The following is a 17,837-nucleotide window of genomic DNA, read 5'->3' as shown; positions in this document are numbered from 1 at the left end:
CGACGATGATGGACGGCATGGCCCGCGTCCCGTACACCCCTGACACCCAGTCATCCCTCGACCAGCTTCGGTCGGGAAAGCTCGGGCGCCGGCTTCCTCAGCTCGTGTTCGGGCTCATGCTCTACGGCTGGTCGATGGCGCTGATGATCGAGGCAGGCCTCGGTCTGGACCCGTGGGACGTCTTCCACGAAGGACTCACGAAGTACCTCCCGCTCACCTTCGGGCAGGTCACGATCCTCGTCGGTGCCGCAGTTCTGCTGCTGTGGATCCCGCTGCGCCAGTGGCCCGGTCTCGGCACGATCCTCAACGTGATCCTCATCGGCCTCGCCGTCGACCAGGGCCTGTGGCTGCTCGCGCAGCCAGACTCGCTCCTGCTGCGCGTCGTGATGCTGGTGGCCGGTGTCGTGCTCAACGGTCTTGCCGGCGCGCTCTACATCGGGGCGCACCTCGGGCCTGGCCCCCGTGACGGGCTCTTTCTGGGGCTGGTTCGCCGCACCGGCTACAGCGTCCGGTTGATGCGGACGTCGGTCGAGATCACGGTGCTCGCCATCGGCTGGCTGCTCGGCGGGACGGTGGGTGTCGGCACCGTGCTCTACGCGCTGACGATCGGGCCCCTCGTGCAGGCGTTCCTGCCGCTGGTCCAGGTCCGGATGCCGGAGCCTGAGCCTGCAGCGAGCCCGAGCGAGGTCAGACCCGCGTCGCCAGGATGACCGACGCGTCCGGCGCGACCATCACCTCGACGGCGACGAAGCGTTCGTCGGTGAGCCACTGCTCGCGGACGGTGTCGACCCTGCCCTCGTAGATCGGGGGCCAGGTGTGCGACGGCGTGAAGTCGTCGAGGACGGCGATCCCGCCGATCTCCATGAGGTCGGCGACCTGGTCGACGGCGCGCTTCACGTCGCGCACGTCGACGAACAGGAGCGAGAACGGTGCGTGCTGCTCGAGGGCGCTCCAGTCACCGGAGGTCACCTCGACCGTCGGGGTGTCGGAGAACAGGTCCTGCACCGCCTCGGCCAGCGTCGGGTCGAGCTCGGCGCTGACGATCCGAGCACCCTCGGAGACCCCGCTCGACAGCCACGCGGATCCGACGCCGCACCCGGTCCCGAGCTCGGCCAGCGTGCCCCTGCGCGAGGCGGCCAGCGCGGCGAGCAGGCGTCCGGTCTCGTTGCGGGTCGCGGTGATGAAGCCCTTGCGCCGTGACAGGTCCAGGGCGCGCGCGACAAGGGGCGGAACTTCGGTGGGGGCACTCACGTCGCGAGTCTGTCACACGCCACAGCCTGGACACGAGTCTCAGTCAGCGAGATCGTCGGCGGAAATCGGGACAGAGCGGGCGAGTCCGACGTACCGTCGACCCATCATGCGGAAGCAGGTAGTAATCCTCGGCTGCCGCGGCGAGGCCTCCTAGGCCGACACCTCGCCGCGGAGCTTGGCGTTGGCCGACTACCCGCAGCGAGGATCCCGCACCGTACGACCCTCCTCCCGTTCGGGGAATCGGTTTCCAGCGCCATCGGCCAGGACCGACACCAACCCGAAGAGGAGAGAACGATGTCCGAGACGCAGATGCAGTACTCCGAGTGGGGCCCGAGCCGCCACTGGTCCGACGAGTCCCGCGGCGAGGGTCCCCGCAACCCCGTGCAGACCGCCCTCGACCTCCGTGACAACGGCGGCCCGCGACCGGACGACAACTGACCATCATCCGAGATCCCGGTATCAGATGCTGGGACTGGCGCCAGTAGAGTGCACCCATGACACGCAGCTTCTCCCTGGCCGTGATCCCCGGAGACGGGATCGGCCCCGAGGTCGTCGCCGAGGCGACCCGCGTCCTCGACGAGGTCGCGCGCGTCCACGGGATCACCTTCACCCAGACGCCGTACGTTCTCGGTGCCGAGCACTACCTCGAGTCAGGAGAGGTTCTTCCTGACGCGACGCTGGCCGAGATCCGCGGCCACGACGCGATCCTTCTCGGAGCGATCGGCGGCAGGCCGGGCGATCCCCGCATCCCCGCCGGACTCCTGGAGCGCAACCTGCTCCTGCGTCTGCGCTTCGAGCTCGACCACTACGTGAACCTGCGTCCCACCAGGACGTACTCGCAGGTCGACTCCCCGCTGCGTGACGCGGGCGAGGTGGACTTCGTCGTCGTGCGCGAGGGCACGGAGGGCCCGTACGTCGGTAACGGCGGCCGGTTGCGCGCCGACACTCCCCACGAGGTGGCGACCGAGGTCAGCCTCAACACCGCCTTCGGTGTCGAACGCGTCGTGCGCGACGCCTTCGCGCGGGCCCGGACGCGCCGCAACAAGCTGACGCTCGTCCACAAGACCAATGTGCTGGTCCACGCGGGCAGCCTCTGGTCACGCATCGTGGACCAGGTCGCGCCGGAGTTCCCCGACGTCGCCGTCGACTACCTCCACGTCGACGCGGCGACGATCTTCCTGGTGACCGATCCCGCCCGCTTCGACGTCATCGTCACCGACAACTTGTTCGGTGACATCCTGACCGACCTGGCCGGGGCGATCTCCGGAGGCATCGGCCTCGCCGCGAGCGCGAACATCAACCCCGACCGTACGGCGCCGAGCATGTTCGAGCCCGTGCACGGCTCCGCCCCCGACATCGCAGGGCAGGGCGTCGCCGACCCGACCGCTGCCATCGGATCGGTCGCACTGCTCCTCGACCACCTCGGTCTCACCGAGGCCGGCGCGCAGCTCGACCGCGCGATCGCGGCGGACATCACCGCCAGGACAGGACGGCGCACCACCAAGGAGGTGGGGGAGGCCATCGCGTCGCGTGTGGCCGGTGACGTACCGGAGGTGTGACCTTGCCTCCTCTCGTCCCCCTCTGAAAGGTCCAGTACCGTGCCACCCATGACCACCTCTGCCGACGCCACGTTCTCGTTCGCGCTCGAGCCGACCCCGTCGCCCGTGCCAGAGCAGCGTCGCGCCGAGATCCTCGCCGACCCCGGGTTCGGGCGCTACTTCAGCGACCACATGTTCACCGCCGAGTGGACGCCGGAGACCGGATGGACGGCGCCGACGATCAAGCCGTACGGTCCGCTCCAGCTCGACCCCGCCACCGCGGTCCTCCACTACGCCCAGGAGATCTTCGAGGGTCTCAAGGCGTACGCGCACGACGACGGCTCGATCTGGACGTTCCGTCCCGAGGAGAACGCCCGGCGTTTCCAGCGCTCGGCGCACCGCCTCGCGCTCCCCGAGCTCCCGGTCGACTGGTTCGTCGGCTCCATCGATGCGCTCGTCGAGACCGACCGCGCGTGGGTCCCGACCGGCGGCGAGACCAGTCTCTATCTGCGTCCCTTCATGTTCGCCTCCGAGGCGTTCCTGGGCGTGCGACCGAGCAAGCACGTCACGTACTGCGTGATCGCCTCACCCGCAGGCGCCTACTTCTCCGGTGGGGTCAAGCCCGTCAACATCTGGCTCACGCGCGAGTACGCGCGCGCCGGCGCCGGCGGCACGGGAGCGGCGAAGTGTGGTGGCAACTACGCCTCGAGCCTCCTCCCGCAGCAGATCGCCGCCGAGCACGGGTGCGAGCAGGTCGTGTTCCTCGACTCCGAGAAGCACACCTACATCGAGGAGCTCGGGGGCATGAACCTCTACTTCGTCCACGACGACGGCACCATCGTGACGCCGGCCAGCGACTCGATCCTCGACGGCATCACGCGCGACGCGGTCAGCACGATCGCAGCCGACCTGGGTCGCACCGTCGAGCAGCGTCGCTACACCATCGACGAGTGGATCGACGGTGTCGCGAGCGGACGGGTGACCGAGGTGTTCGCCTGCGGCACCGCAGCGGTCGTGACGCCGGTCGGTGCCCTGCGCTGGGACGGTGGCGAGGCGGTCTGCAGCGACGGCGACGGCGGCAAGGTGACGATGGCGATCCGCGAGGCGCTCATCGATCTCCAGTACGGCCGCGCCGAGGACACCCACGGCTGGATGCACCGCATCGGATGAGGCGTGGTCGGCGGCGACTGCCGCCGACCTCGCCGTACGACGTCAGCGTCCGACGGTGACGACGACCTTGCCGCGGTTGCGGCCGGCCATCAGCCGGGCGAACGCCGCGGGCGCGGAGGCGAGACCCTCGTGGCGCTCCTCGTGCAGCGTCAGCGATCCGTCGGCGAGCAGTGCCGCGACCTCGGCGAGCTGGGCGCCGACGAGGTCGCCGTGGTCGTACACGACCATCCCGTGCACCGTGGCGCGCGCCATGATGATCGCGGCGACGGGCAGCGTCGTGGGAGGCCCGTCGTTGTACTGGTCCATGAGCCCGCACAGCGAGACCCTCGCGTGCGGCGCGAGCCGGCGCACCACGGCGTGCAGCGTCGGCATGTCGCCCATGTGCAGATAGCCGTCGATGCCGTCCGCGCACGCCGCTGCCAGCGCGTCCTCCCAGCCGTCGCGCCCGCGGACGACCGCCGCCGCGTACCCGAGCCGATCGATCGCGTCCGCCGCCTTGTCGTCGTCGCCCACGATCGCCACCGTCCGCGCACCACGGTCGCGGGCCAGCGCCCCGGCGACAGAGCCGACGCCCCCGGTCGCCGCGCCGACGACCACGGTCTCGCCGGGCCGAGGTGTGAGGTGTCGGACGATCGCGGCGTACGCGGTGAGCCCCGGCATCCCGAGCGCGCCGAGCGCGGCGGAGGCGGGGACCCCTGCGGGCACACGGACGAGCGTGGTCTGCTTCGCGGCGACGACGGCCTCGGCCCGCCAGCCGGTCTCGGCCAGCACGAGCGCTCCCTCGGGGATGTCGGCGGCGCGCGACGCGACCACGCGCCCGACGGAACGACCGGGGACGACGTCGCCGACGGCGACGGGGGCGTCGTCGAGGTGCCGTCCCGCCAGCGTCGAGCGCAGGTAGGGGTCGAGCGAGAGGTCGAGTACCGAGACGCGGACCTCGTCGTCGCCGAGTGTGGGAACCTCGACCTCGGAGAGGGCGAGGTCGTCCGGCCGGGGGAGTCCGCTGGGGCGGCGGCGCAGCACGACGGCGTCGACGTGGCGGGGTGCAGTCATCGGAGGGCCTCTTCCTCGGTGAAAGTGTGCTGAGCCATAATGGAACACCATTCCATCAGGTGTGACGACGGATCCCTCCGGTCGGCACGCCGCGTCGGAAGGAGCGCCGGTGCCACCGTCGGACTCCCACCTCTTCGGTCCGCTCGTCTCCGCGCGCGATCTCGACGCGCAGCGCCGCCTCTTCGCGTCCGTGCTCGGGATGGAGGAGCGGGGAGAGACCGTGCTCGGCGCGCGTGACGCGGGCGTCCTCCTCGGCGCTGGAGCGGGGGAGACCTCCGTCGTGGCGCTGCAGACTCCTGGAGCCGTCGCGGGAGCCGTGGTGTGCCGGTTCGAGGCGCCCTCGGACGAGACGGTCCGTGATCCCGCTGCGCCGCTGGACCGCGACGCGTTCAAGGTCATCGACTTCCACGCGCCCGACCTCGCGGCGGCGGCCGCCCAGGCCGCGGCGGCCGGCTTCGACGTGACGGCGCCGGACGGTGAGTACGACATGGCGGGCACCGGGCTAAGAGAAGCACACGTCCGAGGCGCCGACACCCTCACGGTGGCCCTGCTCGGCGGCGCGCCCGGAGCGCTCGATCCCTATGTACGGGTGACCGACAGGGCGGTCAGCGAGGTCCTCGGCATCACCGCGCCCGTGAGCGACGTCGACGCGGCCGAGGCCTTCTGTGCCGACGTCTTCGGCTGGAAGGTCGTGCACGAGTACGTCGTCGACGGCGCGTCCGTCGCCGACCTGGTGGGTGCTGGCACGCGGGTCAGGATGGAGGGCTGCTGTGTCGGGACCGCCGCCGACGAGCCGTACATCGGGCTGGTCAGGTACGTGGTCGAGCGCGGTGGGGAGGCGGGTGCGTCGCTGCGGGGGCGCGCCGTCCCCCCACGCCGCGGCCTGCTCGGTGCGGTGGTCGTCACCGGTGACCTGGACGGCGTGCGAGAGCGTGCGGGCGTGCTGGCGGGGGAGACGGTCGGTCTGACGCTCGCGCCGTTCGGCGAGACGCGGGCGGCGGTGGTCCACCCTCCGTCGGGAGTGCCGCACCTGGTGATCGAGGTCCAGGGAGACCAGGCATGAACGAGACGTTCGACGTGGTCGTCGTGGGTGCCGGGACCGCGGGCATCCCGTGCGCCGTCCATGCCGCTGACGCCGGCGCTCGTGTGCTCCTCGTGGAGAAGGACACCCGCATCGGCGGCACGCTGCACCTCAGCGGAGGACATATGGCGGCCGGTGGCTACCGCCGCCAGCGCGAGCGGGGGATCGAGGACAGCCCCGAGGCACACCTCGCCGACATCCGCCGCATCAGCAGCGGGACGGCGCGCGACGATCTGGTCCAGATCGTCGCCCGCGAGGCTCCGGCGACCCTCAACTGGCTCGACGACCACGGCTTCGCCTTCGCGCCCGAGACACCGCGGATCATCTACGGGCACGAGCCGTACGAGACGCCGCGGACCAGCTACGGCACCGACGAGGGCGTGTCGGTCCTCGACGTGCTCAGGCCCGAGCTGGAGCGTGCGTGCGCCGAGCAGGGCCTGGTGCTGTGGACGAACGCGGCCGTGACCGAGATCCTGACCGACGAGTCCGGGGCCGTCGTCGGGGTCGACGTCTATCGCGAGGGTCGGGACGTCGCGGTGTCGGCCGCCGCCGTGGTGCTCGCGACCGGTGGCTACGGCGCCGACCCCGACCTCTTCGCCGAGCTCGAGGGCGCACCGCTGGTCTCGGCCGCGGCTCGCACCGCGACCGGCGACGGACTCCACCTGGGGATGTCGGTCGGCGCGCGGCTGCAGGGACAGGGCACCTCTCTTCCCACGTTCGGCGGACTCCCCGATCCCCGTACCCCCGGGCGCGCCAACTGGTCCGACCGGCAGCGGCTCACCAGCGAGCGTCCCCCCTGGGAGATCTACGTCGACCGGCACGGTCGGCGGTGGGTGGCCGAGGACGAGGGGTCGATCGACCTCAAGGAACGCGCGCTCGCCGAGGTCACCGACCAGACCTTCTGGACGGTCTTCGACGACGTGGCGCTGTCGGCCGCGTCCGGGACGACGCAGCAGATGGTCGTCGGCAAGGAGCCGGACGAGGTCCGCGCGATGATGAACACCCGTCCCGGCCTGCATGCCGCCGACACCCTCGACGATCTCGCGGACCTCGCAGGCATCGACGCTGCCGGCCTGCGCGAGACCGTCGGCACCTACAACGAGGCGGTCGCGAGCGGGCACGACCCGGCGCACGGGCGGACGTTCCTCCCGGCGCCCATCGCCGCTCCGCCGTTCTACGCGGTCCGGAACCACGCGATCACGTTGGTGACCTTCCAGGGCCTGGACGTGGACACATCCCTCGCGGTCCGGGACGAGTCGGGGAACCCGATCCCCGGGCTGTACGCCGTCGGCGAGGTCATCGGCGCGGGCGCGACCTGTGGCAACAGCTTCTGCTCGGGGATGCTCGTCACCCCCGCACTCACCTTCGGCCGGCTCCTCGGGACCGACCTGGGGCGAGCCGTCACGCCGAGAAGAGAGCCTTAGCCGGGTCGTCGTGCAGCGTGACCACCAGGAGGTCACGGTCGGCGTCGTAGGCCAGCGTCACGTCCACACGTCGTGCGAGGGTCGGGTCGTCGCCGCCGGCGCCGGCGTCACCATAGCCACGGGCGACGTCGCGCAGCGTGATGGTGGCCGGCCCCACCGGGTCGTTGTCGGGCCACTCCTCGGTCACACGCTGGGCGATCCCCGTGAGCACCGCGTCGTACATCGGCAGGGCATCGGGGTCGGCGTCCGGCACCACGAGCTCCGGCAGGCCGAACCTCGCCAGGCCGTGGGTCGTGGTCGTCGACTCGTCGGGACGCTCCAGGACGAACCACTCGCTGATCCTTAGCACCTCGGGGTGCGGCGCTTCGGGTCCGAGCAGGCGGGGAACGGCCGCGTCCACCACGATGCCGACGTGCTCGGCGGCCAGCGCCCGCGCCTCGGCCTGGGTGCGTCGCTGCACCTCCAACGCCTCGGAGACGTCGGACTCCGCGGACACGGCGGTCGCGTACGTCAAGGACTCGGCGTAGCGGACCGCCTTGGGGCTCGAGCCCCGGGCGAGCAGGAGGCTCACAGGCGGCAGCGGAGGAGCGGGGGAGTCGGACTCGAGCGGCTCGTCGGTGAGGACGACGTACAGCGCGGCGACCCCGCGGGGGATCGGGACGGGCCGCGTCACGACGTCGTCGGGTCCGAGCCGACCTGCACCAGGAGCTTGCCGAAGTTGGTGCCCTTGAGCATCCCCACGAAGGCGTCGGGCGCGTTGTCCAGTCCTTCGACGACATGCTCCCGGTAGCGGATCTTGCCCTGGGCGACCCAGTCGCCCATCTCCTCCTGGAACGGGCGGTAGTGGAGCCTGACGAACTCGCGCTGGATGAAGCCGCGGACGGTGAGGCTGCGGACGAGGATCCGGTTCATGAGGGCGGGCAGCCGGTCGGGGCCCTCGGGGGTGCCCGTCGCGTTGTACTGCGAGACGAGGCCGCACACCGGGATGCGACCGAACTCGTTCATGCGTGGCAGCACCGCCTCGAAGACCTTGCCCCCGACGTTCTCGAAGTAGACGTCGATGCCCCCGGGAGTCGCGGCGGCGAGCTGGTCGACGAAGTCGGGTGCGCGGTGGTCGATCGCCTCGTCGAAGCCGAGCTCGTCCTTGACATATGCCACCTTGTCCGGTCCGCCGGCGATCCCCACGGCGCGCGCACCCTTGATCCTTGCGATCTGGCCGACCGCTGAGCCGACCGGTCCGGCGGCCGCGGCGACCACGACCGTCTCGGACGGCTGTGGGTCGGCGATCACCAGCAGGCCGGCGTACGCAGTGAACCCGGGCATCCCGAGCACGCCGAGCGCCGTCGTGATGTGGGCGCGTGCCGGGTCGATCCGACGTACGGCCTTGTCGGAGGCCACGGCGTACTGCTGCCAGCCGGTGTGGGCGAGGACGATGTCGCCCACCTCGTACAGGTCGCTGCGGGTGGCGACCACCTCGCACACCGTCCCGCCCTCCATCACGCCGCCGACCGGGACCGGGACGGCGTACGACTCGGCCTCCGACATCCGACCGCGCATGTAGGGGTCGAGGGAGAGGTAGATCGTCCTCAGGAGCAGCTCGTCGGGGCCCGGCTCGGCCGTCGGCTCGTCGTCGAGGACGAAGTTGTCCGACGTGGGCTCGCCGTGCGGTCGGCTGGCGAGCCGCACGGCGCGGTTGATCGTGGGCATTGAGGCTGCGCTGGAAGTCATGGTTCTCTCAGTCTAGAGTGGGTCCCATGCATCACATGACCCTCGTGATCATTCATCAGCGCGTCTGACCCGCGATCCGGGTCCGACGCGCAGCCTCTCGTACTCCGAGGGGCTTTTTTGTTGTCCCGCGCGCGAGGAAGTTCCACCATGAGCACCGCACCCGACCCCACGTTCCACGTCTACGACACCACCCTGCGCGACGGCGCCCAGCAGGAGGGTCTCAACCTGTCCGTCGCCGACAAGCTCGTGATCTCGCGCCACCTCGACGAGCTGGGCGTGGGCTACATCGAAGGCGGTTGGCCGGGCTCGAACCCGAAGGACACGGAGTTCTTCGCCCGCGCGCGGACGGAGCTGTCGCTGCAGAACGCGACGCTCGCCGCCTTCGGGGCGACCCGCCGTGCCGGGTCTGCCGCGGGCGACGACGCGCTCGTCGGGGCGTTGCGCGACTCGGGCGCCTCGGTCGTGACGCTCGTCGCCAAGAGCCACGACCGCCATGTCGAGCTCGCGCTGCGGACCACGTTGGAGGAGAACCTCGCGATGGTCCGCGACACGGTGCGCCACCTGCGTTCAGAGGGGCAGCGCGTCTTCCTGGACTGCGAGCACTTCTTCGACGGATACCGCGCCAACCGGTCCTACGCGCTGGAGGTCGTCCGCGCGGCCGCCGAGACGGGCGCCGAGGTCGTCGTGCTCTGCGACACCAACGGCGGCATGCTGCCGCACTGGGTCGGCGAGATCGTCTCCGACGTCGCCGCGACCACGGGAGCGCGGCTGGGCATCCACGCCCACAACGACACCGGCTGCGCGGTGGCGAACTCGGTGGCCGCCGTCCAGGCCGGTGCCACGCACCTGCAGGGCTGCATCAACGGGTACGGCGAGCGGACCGGCAACGCCGACCTCGTCACGTCGGTCGCCAACCTCGAGCTCAAGCTGGGTCAGAAGGTCATGCCACGGGGCTCCCTGCGGGAGGCGACCCGCATCGCTCACGCCATCGCCGAGGTGACCAACTATCCGCCCGGCGCGCGGCAGCCGTACACGGGCGTCTCGGCCTTCGCGCACAAGGCGGGCCTGCACGCGAGCGCGATCCGGGTCGACCCCGACCTCTACCAGCACATCGATCCCGAGCTCGTCGGCAACGACATGCGTCTCCTCGTCTCAGAGATGGCCGGCAGGGCGACGATCGAGCTCAAGGGCAAGGAGCTCGGCTTCCACCTCGCCGACGACCCGGCGATGCTGGTGCGCGTGACCGAGGTCGTGAAGGAGCGTGAGCAGGCCGGCTACACGTTCGAGGCGGCCGACGCGTCGTTCGAGCTGCTGCTGGCCGAGCTCGTCGAGGGCCGGCGGCCCTCCTACTTCGACGTGGAGTCGTGGCGCGTGATCACCGAGTCGCACCACGCGGCGGGGGAGGAGGCACCGTCGGAGGCGACGGTCAAGCTGCGTGCGGGCGGCCGTCGGTACGTCGTGACCGGCGAGGGCAACGGTCCCGTCTCAGCGCTCGACCATGCGCTGCGTACGGCGATCGAGCAGGCGTTCCCCGATGTGTCGACGTTCGGGCTGAACGACTACCGCGTGCGCATCCTCGACGAGGCCGGCGGGACCGACGCGAGGATCAGGGTTCTCCTCAGCACCACCGACGGCAGATCGACCTGGACCACGGTCGGCGTGGGGCACAACATCGTCGAGGCGTCGTGGGAGGCGCTGCTCGACGCGTTCACGTACGGGTTGCGCCACCACGGCTGACGTCAGCACCGACGAGAGGACCCGACGACCACCCCGTACTGCGTGATCGTCGGGTCCTGCGTCAGCGTGTCACCAGTTGGTCGCGCCACCCGGCAGCCGCTTGCCCGGCGGCCGGTACAGGTACGAGACTCCGCCGGTCGAGTCCTGCCAGACCTTCTCGAAGTTCTCGCGGGTGTAGACGTTGCGGACGGCCTCGTTGCTGCTCGACGCAGGGTCGTTGAGGATCGGGTCGCCGTCAGCGGTGAAGCCGATGAGCACCATCAGGTGGCCGTTGGTCTCGTAGCCCGCCTCGGGCATCTCGTCGAGGTCCCACGACAGCGACGTGATCACCGGGATCCCCGCCGCGACCAGCCGCTCTGCCTCGGCGAGCGACCGCAGTCGGGTGACGAAGGTGTCGAGCCCGAAGGTGTGGGCGTACGCCGCGTTGAACGGCCAGTTGCCCGCACCCTCGTAGGTGTAGTCCCACGTCTTGATCGCGGCGTAGTCGATCTGGGGGTCCCCGTTGGGAGCGACGATGTCAGCGAGCTCTCGGCGCGGCACCTGGTACCGCTTGCCCCAGTAGTACTGCACCATCGTCGTCGACGTGGGCGAGCACCAGACCTGGCCGCCGCCGCCGAACTCGGGGTACTCGCCCTTGTGGATGTTCTGCGAGAACCGAGGGACGGGCAGCTCGACGTGGCGGCCGAGCGTGAAGTCGCTCGTGACCCCGTCGTCTCCGGCGAGCAGCTCGTTGGTCATGGTCGTGACCCCGTCGAGGCGCGGGGACTTCCGGGTGCCCTCAGGACGGAGCAGCGTGACCCGCGTCTGGTAGGCGACCGGCTCTCGGCCGGTGCGGGCGGAGAACGTGTCCGTCCAGATGTTGGCGTTGGCATCGCCCTGGCCGTCGACCGACGTCCGGTGGATGTCGCCGGCCGCGAAGTCGTCGCCGGAGGCCCAGCGGCCCATCACGTACCACTTGGTCCACGTGCCGTCGGGCAGCTTGCCGCGGAAGGTGGTCTCGACGAACGTGCCGGTCGGTGTCCGCGCGTTCCAGGACGTGATCGACTCGTCGATCGCGTAGCCGGGCGTGACGACCGGGGACGTCCAGCGTCCGTACACGTACGACTTCTCCGTGCCGGCCGCGAACGGGTCGGCGTAGGTGGTCGTCCGCTTCGACCTGGGGCTGATGACGAGGCTCCCGTCGAGCGCGGGGATCACGCCCTCCCAGGTGCCGCGTGCGAAGTCGCGGACGCTGTCCCAGTGCTTCGCGGTGATCTGGGGCGACGCGACGGTGGGCTCGGATGTGGCGTTGACCGGGGCGACCGGGGCGGTCACGGCGGCGATGGTGGCAAGGCTTGCGATACCTATCGCGGTCTGACGGAACATGGCGCTCCTCGGGCTCGTGAGTGCGGCGATCTTCCCGCACGATCAGCCTGGCAGGGAACACTGCGTCTCGCCCCTCGGATGGTAGACGTCGGGGCCGCCCGCGTCGCGGTGCGATATCCGGAACGTATCCCGCGTCAGGCGGTCTGGAGCCGGGCATCCGTCCCGCCGGCGCGGGCCGCCGTGGGGCCCGCCGGTCGGGAGCGGCGCGTGCCGAGGGAGCGCTGGGCGAGCCGCTCGTAGCGGTCGAGGGCCGCGATCGGGTCGCGGTAGACAGGCCCGAGCGCGATGGCACCCGCGGCTGCCGCCTGCACCTCGGCGCCGAACCGCGAGAGCGAGATCGGGACCGGACCGAGGCCGGTCGTCCGGCGGAACGCGTCGAGGACGACCGGCGCCGCGGGCGGATAGGCAGTGAATGCCTGCCCGGCCAGGACCACCCTGTGGGGGTCGAGGAGATCGCGGACGATCGCCACCGCCCGCCCGAGGTGGTCGGCCCGCGCCATGAGCAGCGCGTGCGCGGTCGCGTCCCCGCTGAGCCCCGCGGCGTGCACCAGCTCGACGTCGGGCCGGGTCACGATGCCCGCGGCGTGCGCGGCCGGCCCGATCGCGGCGACGGTGGCGCCGAGGCAGCCGCGTGCCCCGCAGGAGCAGGGGGCGTCGGAGGTGGTGGGCAGGTGGGTGACACTGCCGGTCCGGCGTCCGCCCGACGGGACGGCGCCGTCATGCACCGTGGCCACGCCCACGGTCTCTCGTGCGTAGACGTAGACCGTCGTGCCCTGGGCGTGCTCCGGCGACGACAGGAGGTCGGCCGCAGCGACCGCGGCGACGTGGTCGGCCGTGGCGGTGGGCAGCGCGGTGACGTCGCGCAGCACACGCCCGGCGATCATCGGTGAGCGGTCCAGCGCCTCCCACGGTGCGACGACGGCCGCGGTCACGAGCGTGCGGTCGCCGATGCCGGCCCGGAGCCCGACCAGACGACGAGCGGCGACGGTAGCGAGGTCGCGGTCGCTGCCCCGGGTCGGGAGATGGGCGATGCCGAGGACCCGTCCCCGGAGGTCGGTCAGGGCGACGGTGGTCACCAGCCGCCCGATGTGGACGGCGCCGGCCGACAGGCGCCTGTCGTCGACCTCGACCGGGATGCTCGGTCGCCCGACGTGCCCGCTGCGCGTGCAGTCGGGGCGTTCGCGCAGCAGCCCGCGCCGTGCCAGGGCGGTGACCTGCCGACCGACGGTCGCGGCGCTCAGACCGGTGGAGTCCGCGATCTGGTCCCGGAAGGCGACCCCGTGGTGGAGAACCGTGCGAAGCACGAGCCCGGCGGTCGAGCTGTCCTGGTGGAACGTCTTCACGAGCCCTCGTTTCGTCACGGCGTCATCGCGGAGCCACTTAAGTGGATAAAGTTAGGCGACTAGAGCGACCTTAGCGTCAGCGGGCTCCTCGGCGCAGCATTCTCGACCGCTGGGACGTCGGCGCGGTTGCCGTCAAGGTGACCGCAACCCTTCGACGACCCGCCCTGGCGGGTCACCCTGGGAGAGTGCGGGTGGAGGGCAGACGGCGGCCCTCCACCCGCGTGCCTCTCCGCGAGGAGACGCTCAGCGTGTCTGGGCGCCTGCGGCGAGGGCGCGGTCGTAGTCGGCGAGCAGACGCGCGCGCAGACCGGCCGCGCGCTCGGCGTGCGCGCGCTGGAGCCGTACGTACTCGGCCTTGCCCTCGGGCGTCTCGATCGGCACCGGCGTGCAGCCCAGCGCGGAGAGGTCGTACGGCGCGGCGCGCATGTCGAGCTCGCGCACGTCACGGGCCAGCGCGAAGCAGTCGACCAGCAGGTCGGAGTCTCCGTACGGCACGAGCTTCATGGCCCACTTGTAGAGGTCCATGTTGGCGTGCAGGCAGCCCGGCTGCTCCGTGGCACGCTGGGTCTCACGGCTCGGCGACGACGCGTTGCGGGGTGCCGCCTCCGGCGTGAAGAACCGGTAGGCATCGACGTGGGTGCACCGGAGCTGGTGGGCCTCGACGACGGCATCGGTCCCAGCCGGGCCCAGGCGCAGGGGCCACGACGCATGGCGGACCTCGTCGGGAGCCTGGCGATAGACCATGGCCCACTCGTGCAGACCGAAGCAGTCGGTCCGGCCCGGACGCGAGCCCGTGAGCGCGAGCAGACCGCGGGTCCACTCGAAGCCGTCCCGTCGGCCGGCGATCCGCCCCAGGTCGGCGCCGACGCCGTCGTCGTACGTGCGGTACGTCCCGAGCTGCGCGTACTCCGACGCGTCACCGCCGAGCACGACGCCCGCGCCGGGGTGCCAGCGCATCAGCCGAGCGGGGGAGTAGCCGTAGTACTCGAAGAGGAAGTCGTCGACCGGATGCTTCTCACCGCGTTGCCGGCGTCGCACCCGGCCGGTGACGTAGGGCTCGACCCGGGCGCGGTGACGCTGCGCCCGCTCGCGCCAGTCGCGCTCGTCGAGCCTCAGGCGCACTGGTCGCAGGTCCCGAAGATCTCGAGGGTGTGCGACATCTGCCGGAACCCGTTCTCGGCACCCACCTGCTCGACCCACCGTTCCAGCGCCGGGCCCTGGACCTCCACCGTGCGGTTGCACTCACGACAGACGAGGTGGTGGTGATGGTGGTCGGTCATGCACCGGCGATAGAGGACCTCGCCGTCGTCGCTGCGCAGCTGGTCGACCTCCTCGGCGTCGACCAGCGCCTGGAGGTTGCGGTAGACCGTCGACAGCCCGACGGACTCGCCGCGGTCACGCAGCGCGTCGTGGATCTCGCGCGCGCTCGCGAAGCCGTCGAGGTCGGCCATCACAGCGGCCACGGCGCGCCGCTGGCGCGTCGTACGTACAGGCGTCTCGGTCATGCGGCCTCCTCCGCGAGGTCGTGCGCCGGGCGGCCCCGCCGTCGCCAGGAGCGTGCGAGGTGCCCCACCACCGCCACGGCGAGGAACACGGCGAGGCCGACGATGACGATGGTCGGGCCGGGCTGGGTGTTGATCTCGTAGCTGCCGAGCAGGCCCGCGACGGCGGCGAAGGTGCCGATCACCATCGCGAGGAGGAACGTGCCGCGGAAGCTGCGGCTCACCTGCTGCGCCGCGGCGACCGGTACCACCATGAGTGCCGAGACCAGCAGCAGTCCGACGGTCCGCATCGACACGGTGACCGTCACCGCCGCGAGCACGGCGATCAGCAGGGCGTACGCCCGCACGGGCACGCCGGAGACGCGCGCGTGCTCCTCGTCCTGGCACACCGCGAACAGCTGCGGCGACAGGCCGATCCCGAGGAGGAGGACGACCGCCCCCAGGACGCCGACGATGACGAGGTCACCGGCGCCGATGGTCGTGATCGACCCGAAGAGGTAGCTGTTGAGCGCTGCTGCCGAGCCGCCGGCGAGGTTGGTCAGCATGACGCCGCCGGCCAGCCCGCCGTAGAAGAGCAGCGCGAGGGCGACGTCGCCGCTCGTGCGGCCGTACGTGCGCAGCAGCTCGATCGCGACGGCGCCGAGGATGCTCACGACGACGGCGGTGAGCAGCGGCTGGGTGTTGGTGAGCAGGCCGGCGGCGACTCCGGTGAGGGCGATGTGGCCGATCCCGTCACCGAGGAGTGCGAGGCGCCGCTGCACGAGGTACATGCCGATCGCCGGCGCCGTCAGGCCGGTGATGACAGCGGCGAGCAGTGCTTGCCGCATGAAGTCGTACGAGAGGATGTCGATCACGCCGGCCACACCCCCGACTCGTCGATCCCGGTCCGCGGCTGAGGGGCGACCAGGTGCGGATGGTGCTGGTTGTGCGGCTCGGCGGCTGCGGCGGGGTCGCCGCCGGAGCACGGACCGTCGTAGGAGACGCGGCCCGCGCGAAGGACGACGGCCCGGTCGATCATCGGCTCGAACGGTCCCAGCTCGTGCGCGATCATGAAGATCGCACGGCCCTCGCCCAGGAGCCGCCCGAACAGCTCCGCGAGCGCGAGCTGGCTGCGGGCGTCGACCCCGGCGGTGGGCTCGTCCATCACCAGGAGGTCGGGGCGCGAGGCCAGACCGCGGGCGATCATCACGCGCTGCTGCTGTCCGCCCGACAGCTCGCTGGCCGGCTCGTCGGCATAGGCCTCCAGGTCGACGAGCGCGATCGCCTCGGCGACACTGCGGCGGTCCTCGCGGGAGGAGAGCCCGGCGAACGGTCGCCGCGAGAGCCGACCGCTCATCACGACCTCCCGGACCGTCGACGGCACACCGGCCGCCGCGGTGGACCGCTGAGGCACGTAGCCGATGCGCTGACGGTCGCGGAACCGCCGCAGCGGGGTGCCGAAGAGCCGGACCTCGCCTGCCGCGATCGGGATGACGCCCATCGCCGCCCGCATCAGGGTCGTCTTGCCCGAGCCGTTGCTGCCGAGCAGCACGACGAACTCCGACTCGTGGACGGCGAGGGAGACACCGCGCACGACCTCGCGTCCTCCCAGGACGACGTGCACGTCGTCGATGGTGAGCGGATCGGTGGAGGCGGAGGCTGTCATGAGCAGCGGTTCGCCTTCTGCAGGGCGGCGAGGTTCTGACGCATGAGCGTCAGGTAGGTGTCGTCGCTGTCGTCGTCGGTGAGTCCCTCGATGGGGGAGAGCACGGCGGTGGTCGCCCCGCTCTCACGGGCGATCGTGTCCGCCGTGCGCGGGCTGGTGAGCTCTTCGGTGAACACGGTGGTGACGCCTTGGCTCTCTACCAGGTCGGCGATGTCGGCGAGCTGCTGCGTCGTGGGCTCGGTGTTGGGCTCGATCCCGGCGATCGCGACCTGCGTCAGGTCGTAGGCGTCGGCCAGGTAGCCGAAGGCCGCGTGGCTGGTCACGAACGTGCGGGTCTCGCACTGCGCGAGGCCCTCGTCGAACTCGGTGTCCAGAGCCGTGAGCTCGGTGTCGAGCGCGCCGGCGTTCGTGCGGTAGGCGTCGGCGTTGTCGGGATCGATCTCGGCGAGCCGCTCGGCGACGGCGTCGGCGATCTCGCTCATGCGCTCGGGGTCGAGCCACACGTGCGGGTCGTCGCCCTCGTGGTCACCCGTCGTGTGGTCATCCTCTGCCTTGCCCCCCTCCTCGACGGTGTGGCCGTCGTCGGTCACGCCGAGGAGCTCGACGACGTCGGCCACGTCGAGCCGCGCCTCGTCGGGCAGGCCGCTCTGGTCCACGGCTTCGTCGACCTGCGGCTGGAAGCCGTGGAGGAACACGACGAGGTCGGCGTCGGTCACCGCCGCCATCTGCTTGGCGGTGAGCTCGACGTCGTGCGGCTCGACGCCCGGCTGCGTCAGGTTGTCCACGTCCACCATCGTGCCCCCGATCTGCTCGACCACGTACGCGAACGGGTACGCACCGGCGACCACCTTGACGGGGTCGTCCGACCCGCCGGCGTCGTCACCGCCGCACGAGGCGAGAGCGAGGACGAGCGGAGCGACGGCGAGGGCGCAGAGCCGACGACGGGCCGAGAAGAGGCGGAGCATGAGGGAGAGCCTATTGCGGTTGGGAACCATTCTCA

At 71.3% G+C, this 17,837-nt stretch carries 18 protein-coding genes; 7 read left to right on the top strand and 11 right to left on the bottom strand.

Going from position 1 to position 17,837, the window contains the following annotated elements:
- The first annotated feature begins 17 nt into the window (after positions 1–17).
- On the top strand, positions 18–710 hold the full coding sequence (locus tag KV097_RS06705; protein ID WP_255559263.1) for a YitT family protein: 693 nt from the start codon (positions 18–20) through the stop codon (positions 708–710).
- Here the strand turns inward: KV097_RS06705 and KV097_RS06700 are convergent.
- Positions 688–1,251: an O-methyltransferase gene (locus KV097_RS06700; RefSeq protein ID WP_220341192.1), complete on the bottom strand. Its 564-nt coding sequence runs from the start codon at positions 1,249–1,251 to the stop codon at positions 688–690. The two genes, KV097_RS06705 and KV097_RS06700, sit on opposite strands and share 23 nt — an antisense overlap.
- Before the next feature lie 294 nt (positions 1,252–1,545).
- On the opposite strand from KV097_RS06700, the gene KV097_RS06695 reads away from it, so the two are divergent.
- The 3 genes from KV097_RS06695 to KV097_RS06685 are packed head-to-tail and all read left to right on the top strand — an operon-like array spanning position 1,546 to position 3,959.
- Positions 1,546–1,689, top strand: coding sequence for a hypothetical protein (locus KV097_RS06695; RefSeq protein WP_220341193.1), 144 nt, complete (start codon positions 1,546–1,548; stop codon positions 1,687–1,689).
- A 56-nt stretch (positions 1,690–1,745) separates the two neighbouring features.
- Positions 1,746–2,810 carry a 3-isopropylmalate dehydrogenase gene (locus tag KV097_RS06690; protein WP_220365431.1) on the top strand — a complete coding sequence of 355 codons (1,065 nt, stop codon included), beginning with the start codon at positions 1,746–1,748 and terminating at the stop codon, positions 2,808–2,810.
- A 48-nt stretch (positions 2,811–2,858) separates the two neighbouring features.
- Positions 2,859–3,959: a branched-chain amino acid aminotransferase gene (locus KV097_RS06685; RefSeq protein ID WP_220341195.1), complete on the top strand. Its 1,101-nt coding sequence runs from the start codon at positions 2,859–2,861 to the stop codon at positions 3,957–3,959.
- Between the two features lie 42 nt (positions 3,960–4,001).
- On the opposite strand, the gene KV097_RS06680 is transcribed toward KV097_RS06685, so the two are convergent.
- Positions 4,002–5,012 carry an NADP-dependent oxidoreductase gene (locus tag KV097_RS06680; protein WP_220365430.1) on the bottom strand — a complete coding sequence of 337 codons (1,011 nt, stop codon included), beginning with the start codon at positions 5,010–5,012 and terminating at the stop codon, positions 4,002–4,004.
- Between the two features lie 109 nt (positions 5,013–5,121).
- Here KV097_RS06680 and KV097_RS06675 point away from each other — a divergent pair, with 109 nt between their 5' ends.
- Both KV097_RS06675 and KV097_RS06670 read left to right on the top strand, forming a co-directional pair.
- Entirely contained in the window at positions 5,122–6,075 is a 954-nt protein-coding gene (locus tag KV097_RS06675; protein WP_220365429.1) for a hypothetical protein, read from the top strand.
- On the top strand, positions 6,072–7,517 hold the full coding sequence (locus KV097_RS06670; protein WP_220365428.1) for an FAD-dependent oxidoreductase: 1,446 nt from the start codon (positions 6,072–6,074) through the stop codon (positions 7,515–7,517). The genes KV097_RS06675 and KV097_RS06670 overlap by 4 nt, the downstream gene beginning before the upstream one ends.
- On the opposite strand, the gene KV097_RS06665 is transcribed toward KV097_RS06670, so the two are convergent.
- Both KV097_RS06665 and KV097_RS06660 read right to left on the bottom strand, forming a co-directional pair.
- Positions 7,495–8,190: a hypothetical protein gene (locus tag KV097_RS06665; RefSeq protein ID WP_220341199.1), complete on the bottom strand. Its 696-nt coding sequence runs from the start codon at positions 8,188–8,190 to the stop codon at positions 7,495–7,497. The two genes, KV097_RS06670 and KV097_RS06665, sit on opposite strands and share 23 nt — an antisense overlap.
- Positions 8,187–9,245: an NADP-dependent oxidoreductase gene (locus tag KV097_RS06660; protein WP_255559262.1), complete on the bottom strand. Its 1,059-nt coding sequence runs from the start codon at positions 9,243–9,245 to the stop codon at positions 8,187–8,189. The genes KV097_RS06665 and KV097_RS06660 overlap by 4 nt, the downstream gene beginning before the upstream one ends.
- Before the next feature lie 147 nt (positions 9,246–9,392).
- Between KV097_RS06660 and cimA the strand changes: the two genes are divergently transcribed.
- On the top strand, positions 9,393–10,982 hold the full coding sequence (cimA, locus tag KV097_RS06655) for a citramalate synthase (RefSeq protein ID WP_220365427.1): 1,590 nt from the start codon (positions 9,393–9,395) through the stop codon (positions 10,980–10,982).
- Between the two features lie 69 nt (positions 10,983–11,051).
- Here cimA and KV097_RS06650 read toward each other — a convergent pair whose 3' ends face one another.
- From KV097_RS06650 to KV097_RS06620, 7 genes are all read right to left on the bottom strand, one after another.
- Complete coding sequence (locus tag KV097_RS06650) at positions 11,052–12,347, bottom strand: C39 family peptidase (protein WP_220365426.1); 1,296 nt, start codon at positions 12,345–12,347, stop codon at positions 11,052–11,054.
- Positions 12,348–12,481: 134 nt separating this feature from the next.
- Entirely contained in the window at positions 12,482–13,690 is a 1,209-nt protein-coding gene (locus KV097_RS19705) for an ROK family protein (protein WP_220365425.1), read from the bottom strand.
- A gap of 243 nt (positions 13,691–13,933) precedes the next feature.
- Positions 13,934–14,812, bottom strand: coding sequence for a 3-methyladenine DNA glycosylase (locus tag KV097_RS06640; RefSeq protein WP_220365424.1), 879 nt, complete (start codon positions 14,810–14,812; stop codon positions 13,934–13,936).
- Positions 14,803–15,195 carry a Fur family transcriptional regulator gene (locus KV097_RS06635; protein WP_220341204.1) on the bottom strand — a complete coding sequence of 131 codons (393 nt, stop codon included), beginning with the start codon at positions 15,193–15,195 and terminating at the stop codon, positions 14,803–14,805. The genes KV097_RS06640 and KV097_RS06635 overlap by 10 nt, the downstream gene beginning before the upstream one ends.
- Positions 15,192–16,055: a metal ABC transporter permease gene (locus KV097_RS06630; protein WP_308289360.1), complete on the bottom strand. Its 864-nt coding sequence runs from the start codon at positions 16,053–16,055 to the stop codon at positions 15,192–15,194. Before KV097_RS06630 ends, KV097_RS06635 begins: the two co-directional genes overlap by 4 nt.
- Positions 16,043–16,837 carry a metal ABC transporter ATP-binding protein gene (locus KV097_RS06625; RefSeq protein WP_220365423.1) on the bottom strand — a complete coding sequence of 265 codons (795 nt, stop codon included), beginning with the start codon at positions 16,835–16,837 and terminating at the stop codon, positions 16,043–16,045. The genes KV097_RS06630 and KV097_RS06625 overlap by 13 nt, the downstream gene beginning before the upstream one ends.
- Positions 16,834–17,802 (bottom strand): metal ABC transporter substrate-binding protein, encoded by a 969-nt coding sequence (locus tag KV097_RS06620; RefSeq protein WP_220365422.1) that lies wholly within the window; start codon positions 17,800–17,802, stop codon positions 16,834–16,836. The genes KV097_RS06625 and KV097_RS06620 overlap by 4 nt, the downstream gene beginning before the upstream one ends.
- Between the last annotated feature and the right edge of the window lie 35 nt (positions 17,803–17,837).

The sequence above is a fragment of the Mumia sp. zg.B17 genome (assembly GCF_019550915.1).
Classification (GTDB): Bacteria; Actinomycetota; Actinomycetes; order Propionibacteriales; family Nocardioidaceae; genus Mumia.
Note: the sequence above shows the minus strand (reverse complement) of the source record. Positions and strands in the feature narration are given on the sequence as shown.

Coding starts and splice junctions, on each gene's coding strand:
- KV097_RS06705 (WP_255559263.1), top strand. CDS start 18: ATGGCCCGCGTCCCGTACACCCCTGACACCCAGTCATCCCTCGACCAG.
- KV097_RS06695 (WP_220341193.1), top strand. CDS start 1,546: ATGTCCGAGACGCAGATGCAGTACTCCGAGTGGGGCCCGAGCCGCCAC.
- KV097_RS06690 (WP_220365431.1), top strand. CDS start 1,746: ATGACACGCAGCTTCTCCCTGGCCGTGATCCCCGGAGACGGGATCGGC.
- KV097_RS06685 (WP_220341195.1), top strand. CDS start 2,859: ATGACCACCTCTGCCGACGCCACGTTCTCGTTCGCGCTCGAGCCGACC.
- KV097_RS06680 (WP_220365430.1), bottom strand. CDS start 5,012: ATGACTGCACCCCGCCACGTCGACGCCGTCGTGCTGCGCCGCCGCCCC.
- KV097_RS06670 (WP_220365428.1), top strand. CDS start 6,072: ATGAACGAGACGTTCGACGTGGTCGTCGTGGGTGCCGGGACCGCGGGC.
- KV097_RS06660 (WP_255559262.1), bottom strand. CDS start 9,245: ATGACTTCCAGCGCAGCCTCAATGCCCACGATCAACCGCGCCGTGCGG.
- cimA (WP_220365427.1), top strand. CDS start 9,393: ATGAGCACCGCACCCGACCCCACGTTCCACGTCTACGACACCACCCTG.
- KV097_RS06650 (WP_220365426.1), bottom strand. CDS start 12,347: ATGTTCCGTCAGACCGCGATAGGTATCGCAAGCCTTGCCACCATCGCC.
- KV097_RS06635 (WP_220341204.1), bottom strand. CDS start 15,195: ATGACCGAGACGCCTGTACGTACGACGCGCCAGCGGCGCGCCGTGGCC.
- KV097_RS06625 (WP_220365423.1), bottom strand. CDS start 16,837: ATGACAGCCTCCGCCTCCACCGATCCGCTCACCATCGACGACGTGCAC.
- KV097_RS06620 (WP_220365422.1), bottom strand. CDS start 17,802: ATGCTCCGCCTCTTCTCGGCCCGTCGTCGGCTCTGCGCCCTCGCCGTC.